The sequence below is a fragment of the Corallincola holothuriorum genome (genome assembly GCF_003336225.1).
In the GTDB taxonomy this organism is placed as follows: Bacteria; Pseudomonadota; Gammaproteobacteria; order Enterobacterales; family Neiellaceae; genus Corallincola; species Corallincola holothuriorum.
Genome location: NZ_QPID01000004.1, coordinates 234,057 through 255,914, shown reverse-complemented (window position 1 = coordinate 255,914; position 21,858 = coordinate 234,057). Strand labels below are relative to the sequence as shown.

The 21,858-nt window shown below is 48.9% G+C and carries 16 protein-coding genes and 1 other annotated feature; of the genes, 7 read left to right on the top strand and 9 right to left on the bottom strand.

The window, feature by feature from the left end; translation table 11 throughout:
• Positions 1-42 precede the first annotated feature (42 nt).
• A complete protein-coding gene (gene topA / locus DU002_RS08760; RefSeq protein ID WP_114337991.1) occupies positions 43-2,682 on the bottom strand; it encodes a type I DNA topoisomerase in 2,640 nt (879 codons plus the stop codon).
• A 202-nt stretch (positions 2,683-2,884) separates the two neighbouring features.
• Between topA and astB the strand changes: the two genes are divergently transcribed.
• Positions 2,885-4,222: an N-succinylarginine dihydrolase gene (astB, locus tag DU002_RS08755; protein WP_114337990.1), complete on the top strand. Its 1,338-nt coding sequence runs from the start codon at positions 2,885-2,887 to the stop codon at positions 4,220-4,222.
• 448 nt (positions 4,223-4,670) lie between these two features.
• Here the strand turns inward: astB and DU002_RS08750 are convergent, their stop codons facing one another.
• Complete coding sequence (locus DU002_RS08750) at positions 4,671-6,788, bottom strand: Ig-like domain-containing protein (protein WP_114337989.1); 2,118 nt, start codon at positions 6,786-6,788, stop codon at positions 4,671-4,673.
• A gap of 190 nt (positions 6,789-6,978) precedes the next feature.
• Between DU002_RS08750 and DU002_RS08745 the strand changes: the two genes are divergently transcribed.
• Entirely contained in the window at positions 6,979-8,277 is a 1,299-nt protein-coding gene (locus DU002_RS08745) for a dicarboxylate/amino acid:cation symporter (RefSeq protein ID WP_114337988.1), read from the top strand.
• A 73-nt stretch (positions 8,278-8,350) separates the two neighbouring features.
• Here the strand turns inward: DU002_RS08745 and sohB are convergent, their stop codons facing one another.
• Positions 8,351-9,412 carry a protease SohB gene (sohB, locus tag DU002_RS08740; protein WP_114337987.1) on the bottom strand — a complete coding sequence of 354 codons (1,062 nt, stop codon included), beginning with the start codon at positions 9,410-9,412 and terminating at the stop codon, positions 8,351-8,353.
• Positions 9,413-9,543: 131 nt separating this feature from the next.
• Positions 9,544-11,985 carry a VolA/Pla-1 family phospholipase gene (locus tag DU002_RS08735; protein WP_114337986.1) on the bottom strand — a complete coding sequence of 814 codons (2,442 nt, stop codon included), beginning with the start codon at positions 11,983-11,985 and terminating at the stop codon, positions 9,544-9,546.
• A gap of 245 nt (positions 11,986-12,230) precedes the next feature.
• Between DU002_RS08735 and DU002_RS08730 the strand changes: the two genes are divergently transcribed.
• Positions 12,231-12,974, top strand: a complete 744-nt coding sequence (locus tag DU002_RS08730) for a YciK family oxidoreductase (RefSeq protein ID WP_199405203.1) — start codon at positions 12,231-12,233, stop codon at positions 12,972-12,974.
• A gap of 70 nt (positions 12,975-13,044) precedes the next feature.
• On the opposite strand, the gene rluB is transcribed toward DU002_RS08730, so the two are convergent.
• The 5 genes from rluB to rnm are packed head-to-tail and all read right to left on the bottom strand — an operon-like array spanning position 13,045 to position 16,900.
• Complete coding sequence (rluB, locus tag DU002_RS08725) at positions 13,045-13,902, bottom strand: 23S rRNA pseudouridine(2605) synthase RluB (protein WP_114337985.1); 858 nt, start codon at positions 13,900-13,902, stop codon at positions 13,045-13,047.
• Positions 13,899-14,507 carry an SMC-Scp complex subunit ScpB gene (gene scpB / locus DU002_RS08720; protein ID WP_114337984.1) on the bottom strand — a complete coding sequence of 203 codons (609 nt, stop codon included), beginning with the start codon at positions 14,505-14,507 and terminating at the stop codon, positions 13,899-13,901. The genes rluB and scpB overlap by 4 nt, the downstream gene beginning before the upstream one ends.
• Complete coding sequence (locus tag DU002_RS08715; protein WP_114337983.1) at positions 14,494-15,339, bottom strand: segregation and condensation protein A; 846 nt, start codon at positions 15,337-15,339, stop codon at positions 14,494-14,496. The genes scpB and DU002_RS08715 overlap by 14 nt, the downstream gene beginning before the upstream one ends.
• On the bottom strand, positions 15,339-15,959 hold the full coding sequence (locus tag DU002_RS08710; RefSeq protein WP_114337982.1) for an L-threonylcarbamoyladenylate synthase: 621 nt from the start codon (positions 15,957-15,959) through the stop codon (positions 15,339-15,341). The genes DU002_RS08715 and DU002_RS08710 overlap by 1 nt, the downstream gene beginning before the upstream one ends.
• A gap of 11 nt (positions 15,960-15,970) precedes the next feature.
• Positions 15,971-16,900 (bottom strand): RNase RNM, encoded by a 930-nt coding sequence (gene rnm / locus DU002_RS08705; RefSeq protein ID WP_233496453.1) that lies wholly within the window; start codon positions 16,898-16,900, stop codon positions 15,971-15,973.
• A 63-nt stretch (positions 16,901-16,963) separates the two neighbouring features.
• Positions 16,964-17,059 (top strand) — a sequence feature (Trp leader region).
• A gap of 160 nt (positions 17,060-17,219) precedes the next feature.
• On the opposite strand from rnm, the gene DU002_RS08700 reads away from it, so the two are divergent.
• The 4 genes from DU002_RS08700 to trpCF are packed head-to-tail and all read left to right on the top strand — an operon-like array spanning position 17,220 to position 21,855.
• Entirely contained in the window at positions 17,220-18,839 is a 1,620-nt protein-coding gene (locus DU002_RS08700) for an anthranilate synthase component 1 (RefSeq protein ID WP_114337981.1), read from the top strand.
• The gene (locus tag DU002_RS08695) at positions 18,832-19,455 is read left to right on the top strand and encodes an aminodeoxychorismate/anthranilate synthase component II (protein ID WP_114337980.1); all 624 of its coding nucleotides are present in this window, start codon (positions 18,832-18,834) and stop codon (positions 19,453-19,455) included. Before DU002_RS08700 ends, DU002_RS08695 begins: the two co-directional genes overlap by 8 nt.
• A 10-nt stretch (positions 19,456-19,465) precedes the next feature.
• The gene (gene trpD, locus DU002_RS08690) at positions 19,466-20,479 is read left to right on the top strand and encodes an anthranilate phosphoribosyltransferase (protein ID WP_114337979.1); all 1,014 of its coding nucleotides are present in this window, start codon (positions 19,466-19,468) and stop codon (positions 20,477-20,479) included.
• Positions 20,479-21,855, top strand: coding sequence for a bifunctional indole-3-glycerol-phosphate synthase TrpC/phosphoribosylanthranilate isomerase TrpF (trpCF, locus tag DU002_RS08685; RefSeq protein ID WP_114337978.1), 1,377 nt, complete (start codon positions 20,479-20,481; stop codon positions 21,853-21,855). Before trpD ends, trpCF begins: the two co-directional genes overlap by 1 nt.
• Positions 21,856-21,858 lie beyond the last annotated feature (3 nt).

The window sequence follows — 21,858 nt, the reverse complement described above, 5'->3', positions numbered from 1 at the left end:
ATCTAGAGATGCGAACGGGGGCATCCGAAGCCCCTCGTCCCCTTACGAAGATTTCTTCTTTCTGGCTGCAGGCGCTTTGGTTTGCTCACGCCATTTACCATCTTCGTACACAGCCATCCAACCCGTCTGTTTACCGTTTACTTCACTGGTAACATACTGAGTCTTCGTCTTACGGCTAAAGCGTACCAACGAACGATTCCCTTTATCATCGGTTGCCGGCGCATCAGCCAAATAATGGAACTTCGGCGAAATACGGCTACGGAAACGACGTAGCTCATCAACAAATGGCGCTCTAGTCTCGCGGGATTTAGGGAATGTGCTGGCAGCTAAAAATATTCCTGCAGCCCCATCTCTAAGTACAAAATGTGCATCAGACTTTTCGCATTTGAGCTCAGGCAGTTGCACAGGGTCTTCTTTCGGTGGCGCCGCTTCTCCTGATTTAAGCAACTTACGAGTGTTCTTACATTCACTGTTAGTACAACCAAAGTACTTACCAAATCGGCCAGACTTCAGCTGCATTTCGGATCCGCACTTATCACACTCTAAGACCGGACCATCGTAGCCCTTAATCTTAAACTGGCCTATTTCAACATCAAAACCATCGCAGGTTGGCGCACTGCCGCAAATGTGTAACTTTCGCTGCTCATCAAGCAAATAACTATCCATCGACGTGCCACATTTGCCACAACGCCTTCTGGCAACGAGCGCTTGCGCTTCCGCTTCATCATCGGCGTCTATGGCAACCGCCTCATCACCGGGCACCAAATTCAACGTCGTAGTACAACGCTCTTTTGGCGGCAGGTTATAACCTTCACAGCCTAGAAACACTCCCGTGGATGCTGTTCTGATACCCATCTTCCGAGAACATGTTGGGCACTCAATCTCCGTCAGCACCATCTCGTTACGGCGCATCCCGCCCTCTTCCGGGGGCAACTCGGCTTTATCTAATTGTTCTTTAAATTCAGCATAAAACTGATCCAGTACTTCCTTCCAGCCTTGTTGGCCTGAAGCGATCTCATCCAGCCTATCCTCCATCTCAGCCGTAAAGCTGAAATTAAGCAGATCAGAGAAATTCTCAACCAGCCGGTCATTAACGATCTCGCCCATCTTCTCGGCATAGAAACGGCGCTTATCAACACGTACATAGCCACGATCTTGGATCGTCGAGATAATCGATGCATAGGTTGACGGCCTACCGATCCCTCTTTTTTCCAGCTCTTTTACTAAAGATGCTTCGCTGAAGCGCGCCGGAGGCTTAGTAAAGTGTTGGCTCGGATCCAAAGACTGCAACGCCAACATATCTCCAACAGCAACGCTGGGCAGTACCACATCCTCTTTCTTACCAGCTGGTGGCTGAACTCGAGTCCAACCATCAAAACGCAGCGTACGTCCCTTTGCGGTAAGCTCGTAGCCCGCTGCAGTAACACGGATAGTGGAAGCGTCATACTTCGCAGGTACCATTTGACACGCAACAAACTGACGCCAAATCAACTCATACAGGCGAACGGCATCACGTTCCATATCACCAAGGCTATCGGCAACGCGAGTGACTTCAGAAGGCCGTATCGCTTCGTGCGCTTCCTGAGCCCCTTCTTTACTACCATACGCCAGCGCTTTGCCCGGTAAGTAACTCTCACCGTACTGTTCGGAAATAAACTCCCTCGCCGCAGCCACCGCTTCTTGACTCAAATTGGTCGAGTCCGTTCGCATGTAGGTGATGTAACCGGCTTCGTAAAGACGCTGCGCCATAGTCATGGTCTTTTTCACACCAAAGCCCAAACGCGTGCTAGCCGCCTGCTGCAGAGTCGAGGTGATAAACGGCGCTGACGGACGGCTGGTTGTCGGCTTATCTTCTCGTTCCGAAACGACAAAATCAGCGGGCTTCAACGCAGCCAATGCGGCGTCAGTGGCCTTTTTATCGGCTAAAACTAATTTACTGCCATTATATTTGGCCGCTTCAAGCTGAAGCTGTGCTCCGGCTTTCGTCAATGTATTGGCATGAATATTCCAGTATTCATCTGGAACGAAAGCTTTAATTTCGCGCTCACGCTCGACCACCAAACGTACGGCAACAGATTGCACTCGCCCAGCGGATAGTCCCCGTGAAATCTTCTTCCACAGCAACGGCGACACCATAAAACCAACAACGCGGTCAAGAAAACGCCTGGTTTGCTGGGCGTTAACACGATCAACATTTAACTCACCAGGTTTTGAGAAAGCCTCTTGGATCGCATTCTTGGTGATCTCATTAAACACGACACGGCGATATCGCTCAGGCTCGCCACCAATAATCTGCTGCAAATGCCAAGCAATCGCTTCCCCTTCTCTATCCAAATCCGTCGCCAGATAGATAGTGTCGGCAGAGTTGGCGATCTTGCGTAACTCGTTGACGACCTTCTCTTTACCCGGCAGCACTTCATAGTGCGCCTCCCAGGATTTTTTCGGGTCGATACCCATCCGCGTCACTAAGGCTTTATAATCTTTCTTTTTCTTTAACTCCGCCTTCTCTTCCGCAGACAAACCTTTTGTTGACTGCCTTTCCGCGGGCGCGCGCCCTTTGCTGCCTGTGGGCAAATCGCGTACATGACCGACACTGGACTTAACGACAAATTCGTTTCCCAGATACTTATTAATAGTCTTCGCCTTGGCTGGAGACTCTACAATTACCAGTGATTTAGACATACTTTCCTGTCATCAATCGTCCACCATTGGACTTCTATATATAGAGGGTTAACCCGTCAGATGCATTTCTGTCAACATCAATCGACACAAATAGGTCATATTGTCGATCGGGTCACCATAGGTTTACCGCGATGTTTTCACTATAATCGGGCGGTAGTTCAATAAAACAATAAAAACACAGCCCCATAACTCCGGAGCCTTAATGAAATACGTAGAAGCTAATTTTGATGGCCTTGTTGGGCCAACCCACAACTATGCGGGGCTTTCCGTTGGCAACGTCGCTTCACTCAACAATGCCGCAGCAGTTTCTAACCCCAGAGCCGCGGTCAAGCAAGGTCTAAGCAAAATGAAAGCCTTGCATGATATGGGTATGACACAAGGCGTTCTTGCGCCTCAGGAGCGTCCTGACGTCTATACCCTTCGTCGCTTAGGTTTTTCAGGCAGTGATGCTCAGGTGATCCAACAAGCCGCGAAACAAGCGCCAGCATTACTGATGGCATGCAGCTCTGCCTCCAGCATGTGGACAGCTAATGCAGCCACCGTCTCACCCAGTGCAGACACAGCAGATAAACGCGTACATTTTACGCCTGCCAACTTAGCGAACAAGTTCCACCGCTCACTAGAGCCGACGACAACAGGGCGTATTTTACAACGCATCTTCGACTCTGAGCAGCACTTTGCCCACCACCAACACCTACCAGACAACGATCTATTTGGTGACGAGGGTGCGGCAAACCATACACGATTGTGTAGTGATTATGGAACAGCAGGAATAGAATTATTTGTATTTGGTAAGCATGCCACAGATCTTAGCCAACCAGCACCGAGTAAATTTCCAGCACGCCATACCTTGGAAGCGTGTCAGGCAGTGGCGCGCTTACATGGTTTGAATGAAAGCAATGCACTTTTCATTCAACAAAACCCCGACGTCATTGATCAGGGTGTATTCCATAATGATGTGATTGCCGTTGGTAACGGTAACGTGTTGTTTTACCATGAACAAGCGTTTGCCAATTCAAGCCTCGTTATCGAAGAGATAGAAAGAAAGTTCGGTGACTCATCGCTTTATTTGATAGAAGTGAAAACGAGGGAAGTTTCCGTACAAGAAGCCATCAAAAGCTATCTATTCAATACTCAGATCATCACCCAAGCTAACGGTGACATGGCAATTATTGCCCCTACCGAATGTAAAGAACATCCAGCTGTGCACGCTTACTTAAGCGAGTTGGTTACTCGTGGCACACCGATTAAGCAGATCCATTACTTCGACGTGAAACAAAGTATGCAAAATGGTGGCGGACCGGCTTGTTTAAGGCTCAGAGTTGCTTTAAGCGAACAAGAATTAGCCGCAGTAAACCAGCAGTGCTTGATGAGTGACACGCTGTTCGCACAGCTTAATGATTGGGCAGATAAGCATTATCGTGATCAACTGAGCTTTGCAGACTTGGCTGATCCAGCTCTATTGACCGAGAGCCGGGAAGCCCTGGACGCATTGACTAACACCTTGAACCTAGGTTCTATCTATCAGTTTCAGTCGTAACTGTAACTTAAGGACAGCACGTCAGAAACTATGTTAGGTTCAAGTATTAAAAGACCTCTGAACCAACAAAACAACGCCTCAACATTGGCTTATAGACGGTAAATGAGCGAATTAAAGATAAGTCAGAAAGGCCTTCCTCGAAGTATTTCACTACCTAATGAACAAGCTTATCTGGACCTATAACTTACTTCATACTCACGGTTGTCATTTTCAAGAATTTTGACGATAGGGTTTCGCTATACATTCATATATAAATAAGGTGCTTCAGTAACACTAGTGTACGCGGACAGGGACTTGGCACTGGTTCACGAATAATACACCTGAGTAAATCTTTCTTACACCCAATACTCTGCCACTAATAATGAAAAAACGCCTGTAGCGGTCGGGGCGACAGGCGTTTTTGACTAGCTAACGAACACGGTTTATACAGAGTAACAGCAAATCAATCTTAATTTGTCCCTGTTACAGGAATCATAAAAGGAACCCCCGCGCCAACACCCGAGCCGTCAGCTTGATAAGTCACAGTAGCGTCTACAGCACCTGTAATAGCTTCTCCACCAGCAAGATCATAATTAAACTGGAAGATAGATGTTCGAGGACAGCCCAACTCATCTATATCGCGCTCAGGAACGATAACCGCTCCAGCCGCGGAAACAACTTGATTAGAATTCCCTTGAACGCCAGCGCTCAAACCTATAATTTGAACAGGAGCTCTAGCTGCATAGTCAACGATAGCCTCATAAGCCAATGGCGTTCTCATCAACCCTCCCTCTATCGTATTGAATTGTTCAAACATACACATTTTCACCGTGCCGCCAGAACCTGTTGCTACACGTCCAGAATAGGTGCAAAGCTCATCACCACATATATATAGCGCTATATCCCCCCGATTTGCCATCTGAATAACGCCAGATGCAACGACATCGACAAAGCCAGAGGTACAATCAATGCCATCGCAAAGTAAGCCATCAAATTGACCGTTTGCCGTGGTATACAGATTATCATTATTAAAATCGATGAACTCTTCTGTTGGCCCACGAGACTCATCCTCATTAGCATCAATATATGCCTCTGCCAAATCAGGGATTTTATCGACCCCGGCGTCATAAACTCCGTTCACGTTACGGTCGATGAAAAACTCCCCTTGACCGCTAAATAAGCCATCACCATTCATATCGGTGAAACTTTCCTCGCCTTGAGCAAAAGCAAGGACAGTTACACGCCCATCATCAGGGCGAAAATCCTGACTTCTCCAAATAACAGTGCAAGCCCCGTTCTCTGTGACACAACGGGACTCTATCGCGCCTCCTTCAGTAACAAATGAGATAGGGAATCCGTCAGGTACAGGGTTACCAAAATGGTCTGCAGCATTAATTGTTACATCAACTAAAATGCCATCATTCTTCCATGAATCTGGATTCAACCGCGAGAAACTCAGCGAAAAACTATCGCTAGTTGGAAAGCCAGTGCCGACACTTAAAAAGCTTGAAACCGTTGTGAAAACAGTTCCAGTTTCCGTTGTCAATGACGCTTGGACTCTTGCAGAGCCAGGAATTGTACCGGAAACGACGGAAGTGCGAACTTTACCATCAATATCTGAACGTGCAGATGATTTTTCTGGAGGGATATTGGTACCACCGGCCGAAGTGAATAACAAAAATTCGACATCAACCCCCTGCAAAGGACTACCCGTTTCGTCAGTAACCACAAAAGTAACTTCAGAGACGGTATTCCCCCCTGCCCCTTGGAGATTAATATAATCAGGCTCTGCACTCAGGTATACAAGACCAGCTGGAGACGCTTCAGCGATATTAATAGATACGGTATCCGTAGCAGTATTTGCCCCAACAGTAACATCAGCAGCAATCACATCTTGTGCGACACAGCCGACCGAGCGGTATGTTGATGTCGCGACACCGTTGATAGCTGTAACCTCTGCATCAATAGTTGCAGTTCCTTGCAGCACACACGAAGATGAGAAGTTCACAACGACAGAGCCTGTAAACGGTAAACCATCAGACGTAACATTAGCAGTTACTGCAATAGTAGCCCCGTCAGCTAACTCTTCATCGTCTCCCAAAGACGTGGTAACCAAAAGCTCAACTAGCGCGCTTCCTATTTCCAAAAAGTCAGATGCTTGCACGGCCTCGTAGTCGGCAGTAACAGTAGCCAAACCTTCATCTGCTCCGGCAAGAATACGGACATACGCTTCTCCTGACTCATCGGTAAGCACCTTGCCATCAGTGGGACTCAACACCCCTTTATCAGTAGCTACGGTGACTAACTGTCGATCAACAGTAGCATCGTCACCATCATTTGAAATTTGAACAAAAACCACAACAGGGTTTCCAATGCTCAACGAGTCAGTTGCAGTACACCCCTCAATAGAATTGGCATTTGGATCTGGGCAATCCCAAAAACTCAGTTCTGTAGTAATAACTGGATCCACTGGATTAACTGGGTTATCAGGGTCTGCGTTCCCATCAAGCGAATCACCGCCACCACATGCGGCTAGGAATAGCGAGCCTAGCAATATCCACCAGCTCTTGCGGGCCATCGTTCTCATCTTTGTCTCCCTAGAAGCTATCCATCTCTTTTTGGATAGACATACTGCAAAATACAACAATCTCAATTTCGCCTATGTTAGGGCTAGGCAAACATGTGAGCAACATGTGATTAACAGAAAACGTGGTTTAATCGGCATTAAGTAGCTGTTAGTCTAATTTTTGTGATCAAAACCAGACTCATAGATATTTATGCTTAATCAAACCGTGAAATATAGCCTGACCACGAAAATTCTTATTGGTATGTTTTTGGGAATATTAACTGGCGTTTTATTACGCAATATTTTTCCCGAAAGCACTTTTGTTGACCATTATTTCACCAATGGTCTATTCGATGTAATTGGCAAGATCTTTGTTGCCAGTTTAAAAATGTTGGTTGTCCCTCTCGTTTTTGTCTCTCTAGTATGCGGCACTTGTTCCCTAAGTGATGCTTCGACATTGGGGCGTCTAGGCTTCAAGTCCATTAGCCTTTATCTGGTCACAACCGCTATCGCTATCAGCCTCGCGATTGGTATCGCTTTGCTTATCTCACCGGGCGAAGGCGTAAACCTCACCAGCGGTGCGACCTTTGACGCAAAAGCAGCACCAACCTTAAGTGAAGTGTTTATAAATCTATTCCCTTCAAATCCAATTAAGTCGATGGCCGAAGGAAATATGTTGCAAATAATTGTGTTTGCACTGCTTTTTGGCATTTCAATGGCGATTGCTGGCCCAGCCGGCCAACGTTTGGCTAATGTTTTCGAAGATTTAAATGCGGTCATTATGAAATTGGTCAGCATTCTTATGAATTTAGCCCCGTATGGCGTTTACGCCTTAATGGCTAAACTATTTATCGTGCAAGATTTCTCAACGATAGCCAATTTAATGAAATATTTTCTCGTGGTGTTCGGTACGCTGCTTATTCATGCCCTAATTACCTACCCTGTTCTTCTAAAAGCACTTTCAGGGCTTAGTCCGGTGACTTTTCTAATAAAGATGCGTGATGCCGTGCTCTTCGCTTTCTCCACCAGCTCTAGCAACGCGACAATTCCAGTAACACTGGAGACTGTCACTCGTAAGCTAGGCGTCAAGAATAAGGTGGCATCCTTCACTGTACCTCTGGGGGCTACCATCAATATGGATGGCACAGCGATCATGCAAGGGGTGGCCACAGTATTCATTGCCCAGGTGTTTAGTATGGATCTGACGCTTGGTGACTACCTCATGGTGATATTAACTGCCACCCTGGCCTCTGTTGGTACCGCGGGCGTTCCCGGCGTCGGTTTGATTATGCTGGCGATGGTGTTACAACAGGTAGGGCTGCCGGTTGAAGGGATCGCATTAATCATTGGTGTCGACAGGCTATTAGACATGACCCGCACCGCAGTCAACGTAACTGGCGACTGTATGGTTACATGCGTCGTAGGAAAGTCAGAAAAGCAAATGGATTTAGAACGCTACCATGCTGCGGAAGCAGGTTTGGCAGAAGAAGAGGTGCATTTAGAACGCTAACCTTGTTTCTTGGTTGTTAAAACGAAAAGGCTGCCCTGCGAAGGCAGCCTTTCTTCTTTCTAAACAAAAGCTATTAGCTAAATTTGCCTGCATTTAGACGATCATAAAATCGCGCCAAAACACCATCGACACCATGGGCAACACCTTTGGCTAACTTCTCTGACAGCTTCTTCTTCGTTGCGTATTGTACTTTAAACACATGATTATCGGCCGTGTTAACTGCGTTTAACAGGTAATCGTCAGACGTACCGATCTCATCCACCAGTCCGAGCTCTAGCGCTTGCCCGCCAAGCCAATGCTCACCCGTAGCAACTTGCTCTAAATCCAACGCAGGACGAAACTGAGCAATGAATGATTTAAAGCGTTCGTGGATCTCCTCTAAATCCTGCTTGAACTTCTCACGGGCGTGGTCATCATTTTCACCGAACATAGTCAGCGTTCGTTTAAACTCACCAGCAGTGTGTTGCTCAAACTCAATCTCATTTTTCTTCAATAGCTTATTGAAGTTAGGCATTTGCGCAACAACACCGATAGAGCCAATAATCGAAAACGGAGCGGCAAGAATTTTATCAGCCACACACGCCATCATATAGCCACCGCTGGCCGCGACCTTGTCGACAGCGACTGTCATAGGTAAACCGGCAGTGCGAACCCGTGCCAGTTGTGACGCCGCCAAACCATAGCCATGCACCATGCCGCCTGGACTTTCCAAGCGTACCAACAACTCATCAGTATCTTTATTGGCAATGGATAGGACCGCACTCACCTCTTCACGTAATGAATCGACCTCACGTGCGTCCATACTGCCTTTAAAATCGATAACAAAAACGCGCTTATGGGTATCTTCTTTACCCTCTTTTTCGGCTTTTTTAACCGCTTTTTGCTGCGCCTTGGCTTCAGCCTTGTGGGTTTTCTCCAACAGTTTCTGGGCTGGCTTAGAGAGTACTTTCTCTTGCAGGTGAGTCAGCTGCTCACTTATCTGCTTGCTCAAATCAGTCACTTCCAAGTGACCTTTCTTATCCTTACCTTTCGCTGACGCCGCTGCGGCAACCACTCCAACAACGGTTAAAACAATGGCTATAACCAGCGTCACAGCCTTGGCCAGAAAAAGACCATACTCATATAAAAATTCCATCGACTTCCTTAACTAAACATTTGAACTCAGAGAATTGGATCGTGCTTCAATATCGCTTATTTGTGCCTAAGATACCAAATAGAAAAAGGCCCGGCTAATGCCGGGCCTTTGCAATTGTAAAAAATTACAAACTACATCACAGGCTGCACAACTGATGGATCTGATACTAAGATCATCGCGCCACCACTGGCAGCATAGACAGCTAGCTGAGTCTGCATTTCAACGGTCGCTGCCGGATTCACTGTCGGATCAGCCACGCTACCGTGGGCAGAATCGATAAAACGTACCGCGCCTGTTGCAGGTGCTCCTGTCACTGTCGCATCAACACCTGGCAAACCCAATACGCGGATCAAAGGCTCGGTACCGGACAACGGCAAACCGAATGCGGAATTGTCATTTGGCAATACAGTGTCACCAACCACTTCCGCCAAATACACAGGCACACCCTGCCCCGCCAAAATTGGCGCGTAGCCCACCGGGTCAGAAGAATCGACCACCGTCTGAGCAGCGAAAACAAATTGAGCAATAAACGTAGGATACACCTGATCAACTAGCGCTTGATAAGCATCTGGATCACTGGCCTCTAGTGCCGCCAACTCTTCGAGACTCAAGCCTGTTGCATCAGACAGCACCTGTTTAAAGCTATCGCTTTCCACAAACGCCGCTTTAGCCACTGGGCCAAAGGTTTCTGAGTAGGCAAACACACCAGCCAAGCCCTGTGCGGGAACATTTGGCATGACAGTGCTAAAGGCGTAGTAAGATGGTAACTCGCTGCCTGTCGTTGGATCAATCAGCGGCAGTCCACCGACAGCAGCAGTTGATACAGTGTTGATACCTCCCAGTGAGACACCACTGATCGAAACTCTTGTCGGATCAAACACCCCAGGGGCCACTTGAGCTAATGAATTAAAGCCCATACGCAGCGCCAAATGGTCATTTATATTTTGGCGGAAATTATCACGGGTCGTCAGCAGGTTATCTAACTTTACGTATAACAAGACATTCGCGTTAGCATACTTCACAGGGTCAAACGCGATCATTCCTGAGCTGGCACTAATCTCGAACACCCCGTTCATATCCGCATCCCAACCACGGGAGCCGTGCAATGGTGCATCTATGGATACCATTGCCAATCCCTGTAGGGCAAAACTACCTGCAAGCGCTAAGTTCTGTTCTTTCGCACCACCAATACCATGGCTAAACACCACAACAGGCCAACCGGCCGCTGGCGCCGCAGTAATTGCAGGTAAACCCAATGCTGCTCGTACACCGTTAGCAGCATCAGAGGTATCAGGTAAGGTCACTAACACATCCAGCGTTTGCATCTCGGTAGGGGCTGCCAACGGGTTGTACTTGGTGAGGTTACGTTCAGGATCCAAACCAATTGGGTTACCCTCAGCGTCTTTTATCTCGCAACCTACTAAAGAGGCAGCATTAGACAAGTCGGCATCGGGGCAACTGGCGAGAACAGCTTCTGGCGGCAGTGCGCCAGACTGAACAGCCCCTAGAATAGTAACGGGGCTATCACCGGCGGCCAACCAATGAGAGTTAATCGCATCACACTGTGATGTTGTCGCCAGTTCAGTCAGGTCACAATTACCGAAATTTGGAAATTCAAGGTAATACGGCACATTAGTGAGAGTCGAATTCGCCAGCAATGCAGTTGAGGCGACCGCCAAGGTGTTGGTATCTCTGATACCCAATTCATAAAGAGCATCAGCAACCGTAAGCCCTGTCATCGCTGGAGGCATCAAAACCGGGGTAGTCGCAGGGTCAGCGGCCATAGTTAGACGATTTAACGCTGAAACATCCTCAATTGATTGCGTCGTCATAGCGCCGCTGTATGTGATTACACTGGTATCAACACCAAACGCTGCGATCGCATTTTCATAGCTATTGACCGCTCCTTGCAGCAGTAACTGCGAAGGCGTGCCTAACGGTAAAGTATTAATATCCTGTTTTACCAGGGTATAAGTCGACGAGGCTTGCACAGGACGGGACTCTGAGTCCATCAGCAGAGAAGTCGTGGTAATCAAGTAACCGGTTTTCGCCTTCAGCGGTGCGAGCGGCATAATAAGTAGCTGGTTACCTGACGATGAGGTAATAAAATCAGTACCAAATGCAAGCTCTGCTATCACCATACAAGCTGCACCTGTCGGTACTTCCGCACACTCAGGAGGCGCTAACGGGCCGCCAAACACAGTTTCGTATATTCTCACCACACCAGGCGCGGCAGCCGAGGCAGGGTCTAAGGTCACATCGCCATCAGTGATCACATTGATGACAAACGGCTGGTTTGTACTCCAACCGTCCAAGGCATTAATAGCAACCTGCGGGTTACTCAAATCAGATGGATCGGTAACAGGAATGTTTAATGTACCGTCAGTGGTGTCGGTATAAAGCAGATCGTTTGGTACCGGCAAAACACCATTCGCAGGATCATAAGATATTTTTGAAGCATTAATGACTGGAGTGCCCGCCGCATCGTTGCGCGCATCATCCAGTGACTCATCGTCGCAACCGGTTACAGCCAACGCGGATGCAACGGCCAGGGTTATTATTAGTTTTCTCATGCTTTTCCCCAAGGTCCTTTCTTATAGTTATGGCTCGGTATACTGAGCTTGGTTTCGACAGATCAGCACTTGGGGCGATCTGCTCCTACCAGTTTGTAAGGTAACGTAAGAGTTACAATATCGCTACATCAAACACCTGTTTAATGTTACTGAGATCCCAATTTCGTAAAAAGGTCGCGATAGCACACAGGGGAAGGTAAAATGCGCCCCTTGCCGACCCGAAGCAGACAAAACGGAAAACAAAGATGTTGGATTATCAAGCAGCAAATGACCTACTCAAAGACCGCGTTATTCTAGTAACAGGCGCTGGCGATGGTATTGGTCGCCAAGCTGCCCTCACCTACGCCAGCCATGGTGCTGTCGTGATCCTGCTAGGAAAGACAGTCAGCAAATTAGAACAAACCTATGATCTTATCGTTGCCGCCAATGGCCCGGAGCCGGCTATCGTCCCCCTCGACATGCAGGGCGCGACAGAACAGCACTACATCGATATGGCGAGCACTATAGAAGAGCAGTTTGGCCGCTTGGATGGCGTCTTGCTCAACGCAGGTATGTTAGGGGTTCTCAGTCCATTTGAGCAGATCGACCTAGCCAGCTGGGAAACCGTGATGAAGGTGAATGTGACTGCCCAGATGATGATGACCAAACCACTGCTACCCTTATTAAGAAAGGCCGATGACGCAGCACTGATATTCACTAGCTCTGGGGTGGGCAAAAAGGGACGCGCCTATTGGGGTAGTTATGCAGTATCCAAGTTTGCCACTGAAGGGATGATGCAGATTTTGGCTGATGAATTGAGCAACACCAACGTTCGCGTTAACGCAATCAACCCCGGTGCAACCCGCACAAGTATGCGCTCAACCGCTTATCCGGGGGAAGATGCCAGCAAACTCAAAACACCAGCAGAGATCATGCCGACTTATCTCTATTTGATGGGCCCCGATAGCCAAGATATTCGTGGCCAATCCGTTGATGCTCAACCCAAATAACCTGATAATAAATCACAAAAAAGGCGCTTAGATAGCGCCTTTTTTTTGATTCTTCCCGTTCAACAGCGGGTTAGCGACGGCGTACTCGGCGATGCGCTTGTGAACGATGTTTAGAGACACTGCGACGCACCCGACGCAGACGCTCCTGTTCACCAATCCTTGATTTCACTGAGGGCTTACTGCGATCTTCTTTCGGCAATTGCACCTCTTCCCGCAGATAGTTCACCTCTTCTAACGACAACTCGCGCCAGGTACTTTGTGGTAACTCTCTTGGCAAGGTCAATGCACCGTAACGAACACGGATCAGGCGACTCACTTTAAGTTCCTGACTTTCCCAAAGACGGCGCACCTCTCGATTTCTCCCCTCGCTTAAGGTGACATAAAACCACTGGTTAATGCCTTCGCCACCCTTCACTTGGATCTTATCAAATTTGGCCTTGCCATCTTCCAGCATCACGCCTTTGCGCAACGCCTTTAGTTTATCGTCAGACACATCACCAAACACGCGAGAAGCGTACTCACGCTCCACTTTAAAGCTCGGATGCATTAAGCGATTAGCCAGTTCCCCATCATTGGTGAACAACATCAATCCACTGGTATTCAGATCCAAACGGCCAACAGCGATCCAGCGACCAGCCCCAATCTTTGGCAAGTTATCAAACACAGTGCGGCGTGATTCCGGATCATTGCGGGTACACACCTCACCTTCCGGTTTGTGGTACATGATCACACGACACGTGGTTTCTTCTGCCGGTGTGGTTCTGATCAGTTTGCCGTCCACACGTATCTTGGCATCCTCTTCTACACGAGTGCCTAGCTCAACGACATCGCCGTCAACACTCACTCGGCCTGCAGCGATCCACTGCTCTACCTCACGACGAGACCCCAAACCGGCCCGCGCCAGGACTTTCTGCAATTTCTCACTCATGCCTCTAATACCTCTTGTGGATTCGACGTTTTTTCAACCTGCTCGAGCATTTGCGCATCAACCGGCTCGTCGGAGAGCGGATTCTCCTCAAGGGCTGGCAACTGTTCAAGTGATTTCAACCCAAAATAGTCTAAAAACTGCCTGCTGGTAGCATAAAGCGCCGGGCGCCCCGGTACTTCTTTGTGTCCTACCACTTTAATCCATTGCCGTTCCGACAATGTCCGTATGATGTTGCTGCTGACCGTCACACCACGCACCGCTTCAATCTCGGAGCGTGTGATTGGCTGGCGATAAGCAATCAGCGCAAGGGTTTCCATTAGCGCCCGCGAGTACCGTGGTGTTTTTTCCGGCCATAGGTGTCCTAACCAGGGGCTAATAACTTCTGCAGACTGGAAGCGCCAGCCACTGGCGACCTCAACTAAATTGATCCCCCGTGGCGCATAGTCCAGCACCAGCGCGTCAATCACTGCTTTTACCCGTTTACCTGACACGGTAAATTCACACAACACACCTTCAAGCAGCGCTTTTGCTGTTAAAGGCTTATCAGCCACGAACAGCGCTGCTTCAATCAACTGTTTCAGCTGTTCGTCATTAATCTTCCGCACTATCAACGCCCCCTGCAGCTCTTACATGGATAGGTTGAAAAGCAGCATTTTGCACCAGATCCAACATCGATTCTTTTACCAGCTCCAGAATGGCTAGAAAAGTGACAACGACACCTGCACGGCCCTCTTCGATCTCAAACAGCTGATCAAACGGCGTAAAATGCTGGCGACTCACTTTTTCCAAAATCATGCTCATCCGTTCTCGGGTACTTAAAGCCTCGCGCTGTACCTGATGGTGCTCAAATGCACTGGCACGCTTCATCACGTCGGTAAATGCCACGAACAGCTCAGCCATCGACACCTGAGGCTCAATCTTCATCGGCTGAGCTAACTCATGCGCCTCTGCCGCTGCCTGATAATAATCCCGTTCATCTCTAGGCAAGGTATCTAATTCCTGTGCCGCAACCTTAAAACGCTCATACTCCTGCAAGCGGCGGATCAACGCCGCCCGAGGATCTTCCTCATCCTCTTCATCACTGGCGCGAACAGGTAACAACAAGCGTGACTTCACCTCGGTCAAAAACGCTGCCATCACTAGATAGTCGGCTGCCAACTCCAGCTTCATATCCTGCATTAATTCTATATATTCAATATATTGCGCGGTGATCTCTGTTAAATTCAAATCTAGAATATCAAGCTTCTTGCGCTTAATAAGATAGAGCAGCAGATCTAACGGTCCCTCAAACGCATCGAGAAATACCTCTAGCGCCTCAGGAGGTATATAGAGATCGAGCGGTGCCTCTGACATCACTTCGCCACGCACTTTGGCGAGTGGTAAAGTCTGCTGCACAGGTACCGCAGGTTCGTGAATGGTGGTTGTCGATTCAGCCATTAGCGAAACGGTGTGGGATCACCCGCTCCTTCACGCAATAGCTCGACAGTATCTTCAGAGAGATCAACCACAGTCGTCGGCATTTCGCCTAAGTATCCACCATGAATGACCAGATCCAGCTGATTTTCCAAACGATCACGGATCTCCTCTGGATCAGATTCAGCCATATCGTTTCCAGGTAAGATCAACGAGGTCGACATAATCGGCTCATCCAGCGCCGCCAACAAAGCCTGGGTGATGATGTGGTCCGGCACCCGCAAACCGATAGTTTTTCGCTTTGCATTGAGTAAGCGCTTAGGTACCTCTTTAGTCCCTTTCAGAATAAAGGTGTAAGCCCCCGGCGTGTTATTTTTTAGTAGGCGATAGGCGGAGTTATCCACTCGCGCATACAACGACAACTCTGACAGATCACGACATATCAAGGTGAAGTTGTGGGCTTTATCAATATTACGGATCCGGCAGATCCGCTCCATCGCCGCCTTATCACCGATGTGGCATCCCAGGGCGTAACCTGAATCGGTCGGATAGGCAATAACACCGCCCTGCTTAATGATCGCCACAGCCTGATTGACCAACCGACTCTGCGGATTATCAGGGTGGATATAAAAGAACTGACTCATATTTATATTTCCTATTCGCCTCGCGGCGTTGTCCAACGTTCCCAGACACCACTAACGCCATCCGGTAACCAGAGGTTTTTCCCTAACTCAACCCAGCTCCCAGGATGGTGAAAATCTGATCCCTGAGAAGCTGACAACCCAAATTCTATCGCTAAATCAGCAAGATTGCGCTTTTCGTTAGGTGTTTGTTGTGTCATGGCCACTTCAACGGCATCGCCGCCCCACTCAGCAAAACAAGTTAATAGCTGACGGATCCATTTCCACGACATGCGATACTTGGTTGGATGTGCCACCACCGCCACCCCGCCAGCTTGATGTAATGCGGAAATCGCTTCCTCGATGGAGCACCATCCAGGATTGACGTAAGCGCGTTTACCTTTGCGCAGATATTTCTTAAACGCCGTATCCATCGACTTCACCACGCCATCGTTAACCATCGCCTTGGCAAAATGAGCCCGCGTGATAGAGCCACCTTGCGCCAGCGTCGCCGCCTTGTCATAGGCGTCATCGATGCCACAACGAGCAAGCTTGTCTGCGATCCCTTGCGCCCGCTTTAACCGGCGCTCTTTCTGCTCAGCCAACAGGGTCTTGATGGCTGGATGATTAACATCAAAGTTCAAGCCAACAATATGGATCTCCATCCCTTCCCAAGCACAACTGATCTCCACCCCACTGGTGAGCGTCAGTGCTAAACCTTGAGATTCGATCTCGCGCTGCATCTCATCTAGCCCCGCAACAGAATCATGATCCGTTAACGCAATTTGGCTCACTCGATGGGCAACCGCTCGATGGGCAAGCTGCGCCGGAGACAAACTGCCGTCGGAGGCGGTGCTGTGGCAATGAAAATCGTGTATCAAAGACAGGCTCACGTAGCTGAAAGTGTGATTTTTATAGCGATATTGTCTCATACCCTGATAGGGGGTTGACACTGCTGATTTCACATTGCATGCTTGAGCGCACTGTTTCAGGAGTAATACCTAATGATTTTAAGCCTTAACATCAGCAACGTGTGGTGGTGGCACTTCCCATAGCGGGTAGTGTTTCGGCTTTGTATTGTCTTCAGAAACATTAAAACCCGCCAATTGAGCGGGTTTTTTTATGTCTGCCGTTCGGGAACAACCATGAATCAATGGCCCGTCCAGACAGGTAGAGATTGCAGCGTCATTTTTGCGCAGTATAGTGTGGGGTCATTTTACGATAATCGGTCACGCAAACATCGTAAATTGATAGCCAAAAACAGAGAGTCAGCAGGGAAAAAGCATGAGCCATCTAGCATCAGGTGAGGTTGAAGCGCTCACCACCACCGCGCCTTACGTCGCGGATCCATTGGCCTTATATGAATTACTTACCCATCACGGTGAATTAAAGAACACTGTCCTGCTGGAATCAGCAGAAATAGATAGTAAAGCGGATCTAAAGTCCCTGCTGCTATTAGACGCCGCCCTTAAAATCAGTTGCAGTGGACGCCAAGTTACCTTGACTCTATTAAGCGACAACGGTCGCAACGCACTGTCGACAATTTTAAGTGCGCTACCTGACAGTGTCGCCGTCATTGAAACAGATAATGGTGCCGTGCTGAACTTCCCTGAAGTCGGAGAGATCCTTGACGAAGAGGAACGTTTAAAAGCCCTGTCACCTTTAGAAGCACTTCGCGCGGCAGTTAATCATCTCAAAACGCGCAATAGTAACGATGATGCGATCTTCCTGGCCGGTACATTTGCTTATGATCTGATAGCCAGCTTCGAACCCTTACCTGATGTCGCTGACGGTGAAAACAACTGCCCGGATTACCTGTTCTATCTCTCTGAAACACTGATTGTTATCGACCACCAAACCCAACAAAGCGAGATCACAGGTTGCGTATTTGGTGGTGACGGCGCCAGTGAACAGTTTTATCTGAAAACCCGCCGCATTGAGTCGTTAAAAGAGCAGCTAACCAAGTTTAACCCCAGCCAACTCAGTAGCAAGGTGGCAGAAAGCGCCGCCATTGACGTCACCACAGACACCAGTGACGAACAGTTCTGCCAGCAGGTAGAAACGCTTAAAGACAACATTCACTGCGGTGATATCTTCCAGGTGGTACCATCACGCAGCTTTCATATCGCTTGCCCAGACAGCCTATTTGCCTATCGCGAGCTAAAAGCAAGCAACCCCAGCCCGTATATGTTCTATGTTAACGACGAAGAGTTTGTGTTGTTCGGTGCCTCACCAGAGAGCGCGCTCAAATATGAGCAACAAGATCGTCAAGTCGAGGTCTATCCTATCGCCGGTACTCGTCGCCGCGGCTTCAATCCAGACGGCTCCATCGATGCCGATCTCGACAGCCGCATGGAATTGGAGCTCCGCCTCGACAAAAAAGAGCTGGCTGAACACATTATGCTGGTCGATCTGGCACGTAACGATATTGCCCGTATTGCCAAGCCCGCCAGCCGCCATGTCGCCGAACTACTTAAAGTCGATCGTTACAGTCACGTCATGCATCTAGTCAGCCGCGTGGTTGGTGAGCTTCGGGAAGATATGGATGCGCTACACGCTTATCAGGCCTGCATGAACATGGGCACCCTGGTTGGCGCACCAAAAATCAGAGCAGCCCAACTTATCCGAGATACTGAAGGAAAACGCCGTGGCAGTTACGGCGGCGCAGTCGGATACATTAATGGCGTCGGCGACATGAACACCTGCATCGTCATTCGCAGTGCATTTGTCAAAAATGGTAAAGCCACCATTCAAGCCGGTGCGGGCGTGGTGTTTGACTCTCAACCGCAAGCGGAAGCAGACGAAACTCGCAATAAAGCACAAGCGGTAATTTCCGCAATTGTCAGCGCCAACAAGCAGCTAAATCAGGCAGCCAAGCAAGCGGAAGGAGCGGCACATGAATAACCTAAGCCCTGCAACGGAAAAGAAAGCCACAATCTTTCTGCTGGATAACTTCGACTCATTTACCTACAACTTGGTGGACCAATTTCGCGCATTAGATCATCCAGTGGTCATCTACCGCAATAATTTAGCGGCGACGCTTATCCACCAAAAGATGCAGCAACATGCAGACAAGGGTGAGCAGATCATCTTGGTGCTCTCTCCTGGACCGGGCAATCCTTCATCTGCGGGATGTATGCTCGAACTTATCGGCCTTTGCCAAGGCCAGTTCCCTATTTTGGGGATCTGCCTCGGCCATCAAGCGATCGTCCAGTTTTATGGCGGTGAAGTAGGCTCTGCAGGAGATATTTTGCACGGTAAATCGTCGGCGATCAGCCATATCGGAGAAGCGATGTTTAACGGCTTGCAGCAACCTCTGCCGGTGGCACGTTATCACTCACTAGCAGCGACGCGAGTAGAAAACCTGCAGGTTATTGCTGATTACCAGTCTCTGCCAATGGCGGTGATGGATGCCAAATGCAAGGTGTTAGGTTTTCAATTTCATCCCGAATCGATCCTCACCACAGACGGTGCACGACTATTAGCTCAAAGCCTGACTTGGGCAACGGCACAGGTATAAGGAGAACATCATGCTGGAATCTCTCTATCAACAACAGGATCTGAGCCGCGAGCAAACCGCTGCACTGTTTAGCGAAATCATTCGTGGCGAAATGGACCCAGTGGTTATCTCGTCGCTACTGACCGCATTGAAGATCAAAGGTGAAACGCCGCAAGAGATAGCCGGTGCTGCGGATGCTCTCCGTACAGCAGCGGCAAGCTTTCCGAAGCCTGACTACCCTGTTGCTGACATCGTTGGCACTGGCGGCGACGGTCATCACACCATCAACATTTCAACCACCAGCGTGTTTGTCGCTGCGGCCTGCGGCCTGAAAGTCTGCAAACACGGTAATCGCTCGGTATCATCCAAGTCGGGATCTGCCGATCTACTGGAGCGATTAGGGGTCAACCTTACAATGAGCCCTGACATAGCAAGAAAGTGCCTCGATAATGTCGGCTGCTGCTTTATTTTTGCGCCGCAATACCATGGTGGTATTCGACATGCGATGCCTGTCCGCAAAGCACTGGCCACCCGCACTCTATTTAATGTCCTTGGGCCTCTGATCAATCCGGCACAGCCTGAATATATGGTACTCGGCGTTTATAGTCCGGCGCTCGTCAAGCCGATCGCAGAAGCGTTGCAATATTTAGGGGTTAAACATGCTCTGGTTGTCCATGGCAGTGGCCTTGATGAAATCGCGCTGCATGGTCCAACCGATGTGGCAGAAGTCACCAGCGACGGCATCAAAGAATACAGTGTAACGGCGGAAGATTTTGGCCTGAAACAACATCCGTTGGATGCCCTGAAAGGCGGCGAGCCAGAACAAAATGCCGTCATTACCCGCGCCATCCTCGCTGGCCAAGGCACAGAAGCGCAACGCAGTGCCGTGGCCGCCAATGTCGGTGCCCTGCTCTACGTCAGCGGACTGGCCAGCAGCCTTAAACAAGGTGCACTGCTGGCAATTGAAGCGATGGACAGTGCTAAGCCACTCGCTATTGCCGAAGGGCTGGCGACCGTCAGCAATGAACAAAATGGAGATCAGTAATGACCGAGACCGTGCTTGATCGCATCGTCAAAGATAAGCGCGAGCTGCTAGTCGAGCTTAAACTACAGCGCCCGCTAGACACATTTATCGATCAACTGATCCCCTCAGATCGTTCTTTTTATGACGCACTATCTGAGCCAAACGCAGGCTTTATTCTTGAGTGCAAAAAAGCATCGCCTTCAAAAGGACTAATCCGTCCAGAATTTGAGCTCGATTACATCGCCTCTGTTTACACCAAATATGCTGCTGCTATCTCTGTGTTGACCGATGAGAAATATTTCCAAGGTAAATTGGCCTATTTAAAACAGGTGCGCGATCAAGTCACTCAGCCCGTGCTGCATAAAGACTTTATCGTCGATCCCTACCAAATCTACCTTGGCCGCTTACATGGCTCTGACGCTGTTTTGCTGATGCTATCGGTACTGGATGATGAAGAGTATAAGTCACTTCATCAGGTCGCTGATTCTCTGCAGGTTGATGTTCTGACCGAAGTATCAAATCAAGAGGAGATGAACCGCGCCATCGCTCTCGGCAGTAAGGTGATCGGTATAAACAATCGAAACCTGCGCGATTTGAGCATCTCACTCGATAAAACCAAGTTCTTTGCTCCTCAGGTACCCGATGACCGAATTGTTATCTCCGAATCAGGTATCTACCAGAACAGTGAAGTGCGTGAGCTAGCGACCTATGTTGATGGCTTTCTTGTGGGCAGTTCACTGATGTCACAACCAGACGTTGATATGGCCTGTCGCAACCTGATTTTTGGTCACCATAAAGTGTGTGGCCTGACTCATAAAACCCAAGCCGAGTTGGTGAAAGAAAACGGCGCGACCTACGGCGGGTTGATATTTTTCTCAGGTTCACCAAGAGCCGTCAGTGAGCAACAAGCTGCAGAAATAACGACCGTCGATGGTCTCAAATTTGTCGGCGTGTTTGTCAATGAATCACCAGAAAAGATGGCTGCATTGGCCAACGAATTACCACTCAGCGCCGTACAACTCCATGGCGATGAAGATTCATCAATTGTTGAGCTATTACGACCACTACTGCCGGAGGGCTGTGAAATCTGGAAAGCGCATCGCATTGCCGAAGCGTTACCGGATTTCGGCAGTTGGCCGGTCGACCGTCACTTGGTCGACACCTACCACAAAGAGAGCTTTGGTGGTGTCGGGCGACGCTTCAACTGGGAGCTTTTAAATGGTTATGACAACGTTAGTGAGCTTTTTCTAGCTGGCGGACTCGCTCCAGAAAACGCTGAAAAAGCACTGGCAATTGGCACCTTTGGACTGGATTTCAACTCCGGCGTAGAAACCGCTCCAGGTGAAAAAAGTGCTGTCAAACTCGCCCAGTTAAGACAAGTATTAAGAGATTATTAGGAT

What these genes read in the sequence shown, in the direction of transcription:
- topA (WP_114337991.1), bottom strand. Translation starts at nt 2,682, where the DNA reads ATGTCTAAATCACTGGTAATTGTAGAGTCTCCAGCCAAGGCGAAGACT.
- astB (WP_114337990.1), top strand. Translation starts at nt 2,885, where the DNA reads ATGAAATACGTAGAAGCTAATTTTGATGGCCTTGTTGGGCCAACCCAC.
- DU002_RS08750 (WP_114337989.1), bottom strand. Translation starts at nt 6,788, where the DNA reads ATGAGAACGATGGCCCGCAAGAGCTGGTGGATATTGCTAGGCTCGCTA.
- DU002_RS08745 (WP_114337988.1), top strand. Translation starts at nt 6,979, where the DNA reads ATGCTTAATCAAACCGTGAAATATAGCCTGACCACGAAAATTCTTATT.
- sohB (WP_114337987.1), bottom strand. Translation starts at nt 9,412, where the DNA reads ATGGAATTTTTATATGAGTATGGTCTTTTTCTGGCCAAGGCTGTGACG.
- DU002_RS08735 (WP_114337986.1), bottom strand. Translation starts at nt 11,985, where the DNA reads ATGAGAAAACTAATAATAACCCTGGCCGTTGCATCCGCGTTGGCTGTA.
- DU002_RS08730 (WP_199405203.1), top strand. Translation starts at nt 12,231, where the DNA reads ATGTTGGATTATCAAGCAGCAAATGACCTACTCAAAGACCGCGTTATT.
- rluB (WP_114337985.1), bottom strand. Translation starts at nt 13,902, where the DNA reads ATGAGTGAGAAATTGCAGAAAGTCCTGGCGCGGGCCGGTTTGGGGTCT.
- DU002_RS08715 (WP_114337983.1), bottom strand. Translation starts at nt 15,339, where the DNA reads ATGGCTGAATCGACAACCACCATTCACGAACCTGCGGTACCTGTGCAG.
- DU002_RS08710 (WP_114337982.1), bottom strand. Translation starts at nt 15,959, where the DNA reads ATGAGTCAGTTCTTTTATATCCACCCTGATAATCCGCAGAGTCGGTTG.
- DU002_RS08700 (WP_114337981.1), top strand. Translation starts at nt 17,220, where the DNA reads ATGAGCCATCTAGCATCAGGTGAGGTTGAAGCGCTCACCACCACCGCG.
- DU002_RS08695 (WP_114337980.1), top strand. Translation starts at nt 18,832, where the DNA reads ATGAATAACCTAAGCCCTGCAACGGAAAAGAAAGCCACAATCTTTCTG.
- trpD (WP_114337979.1), top strand. Translation starts at nt 19,466, where the DNA reads ATGCTGGAATCTCTCTATCAACAACAGGATCTGAGCCGCGAGCAAACC.
- trpCF (WP_114337978.1), top strand. Translation starts at nt 20,479, where the DNA reads ATGACCGAGACCGTGCTTGATCGCATCGTCAAAGATAAGCGCGAGCTG.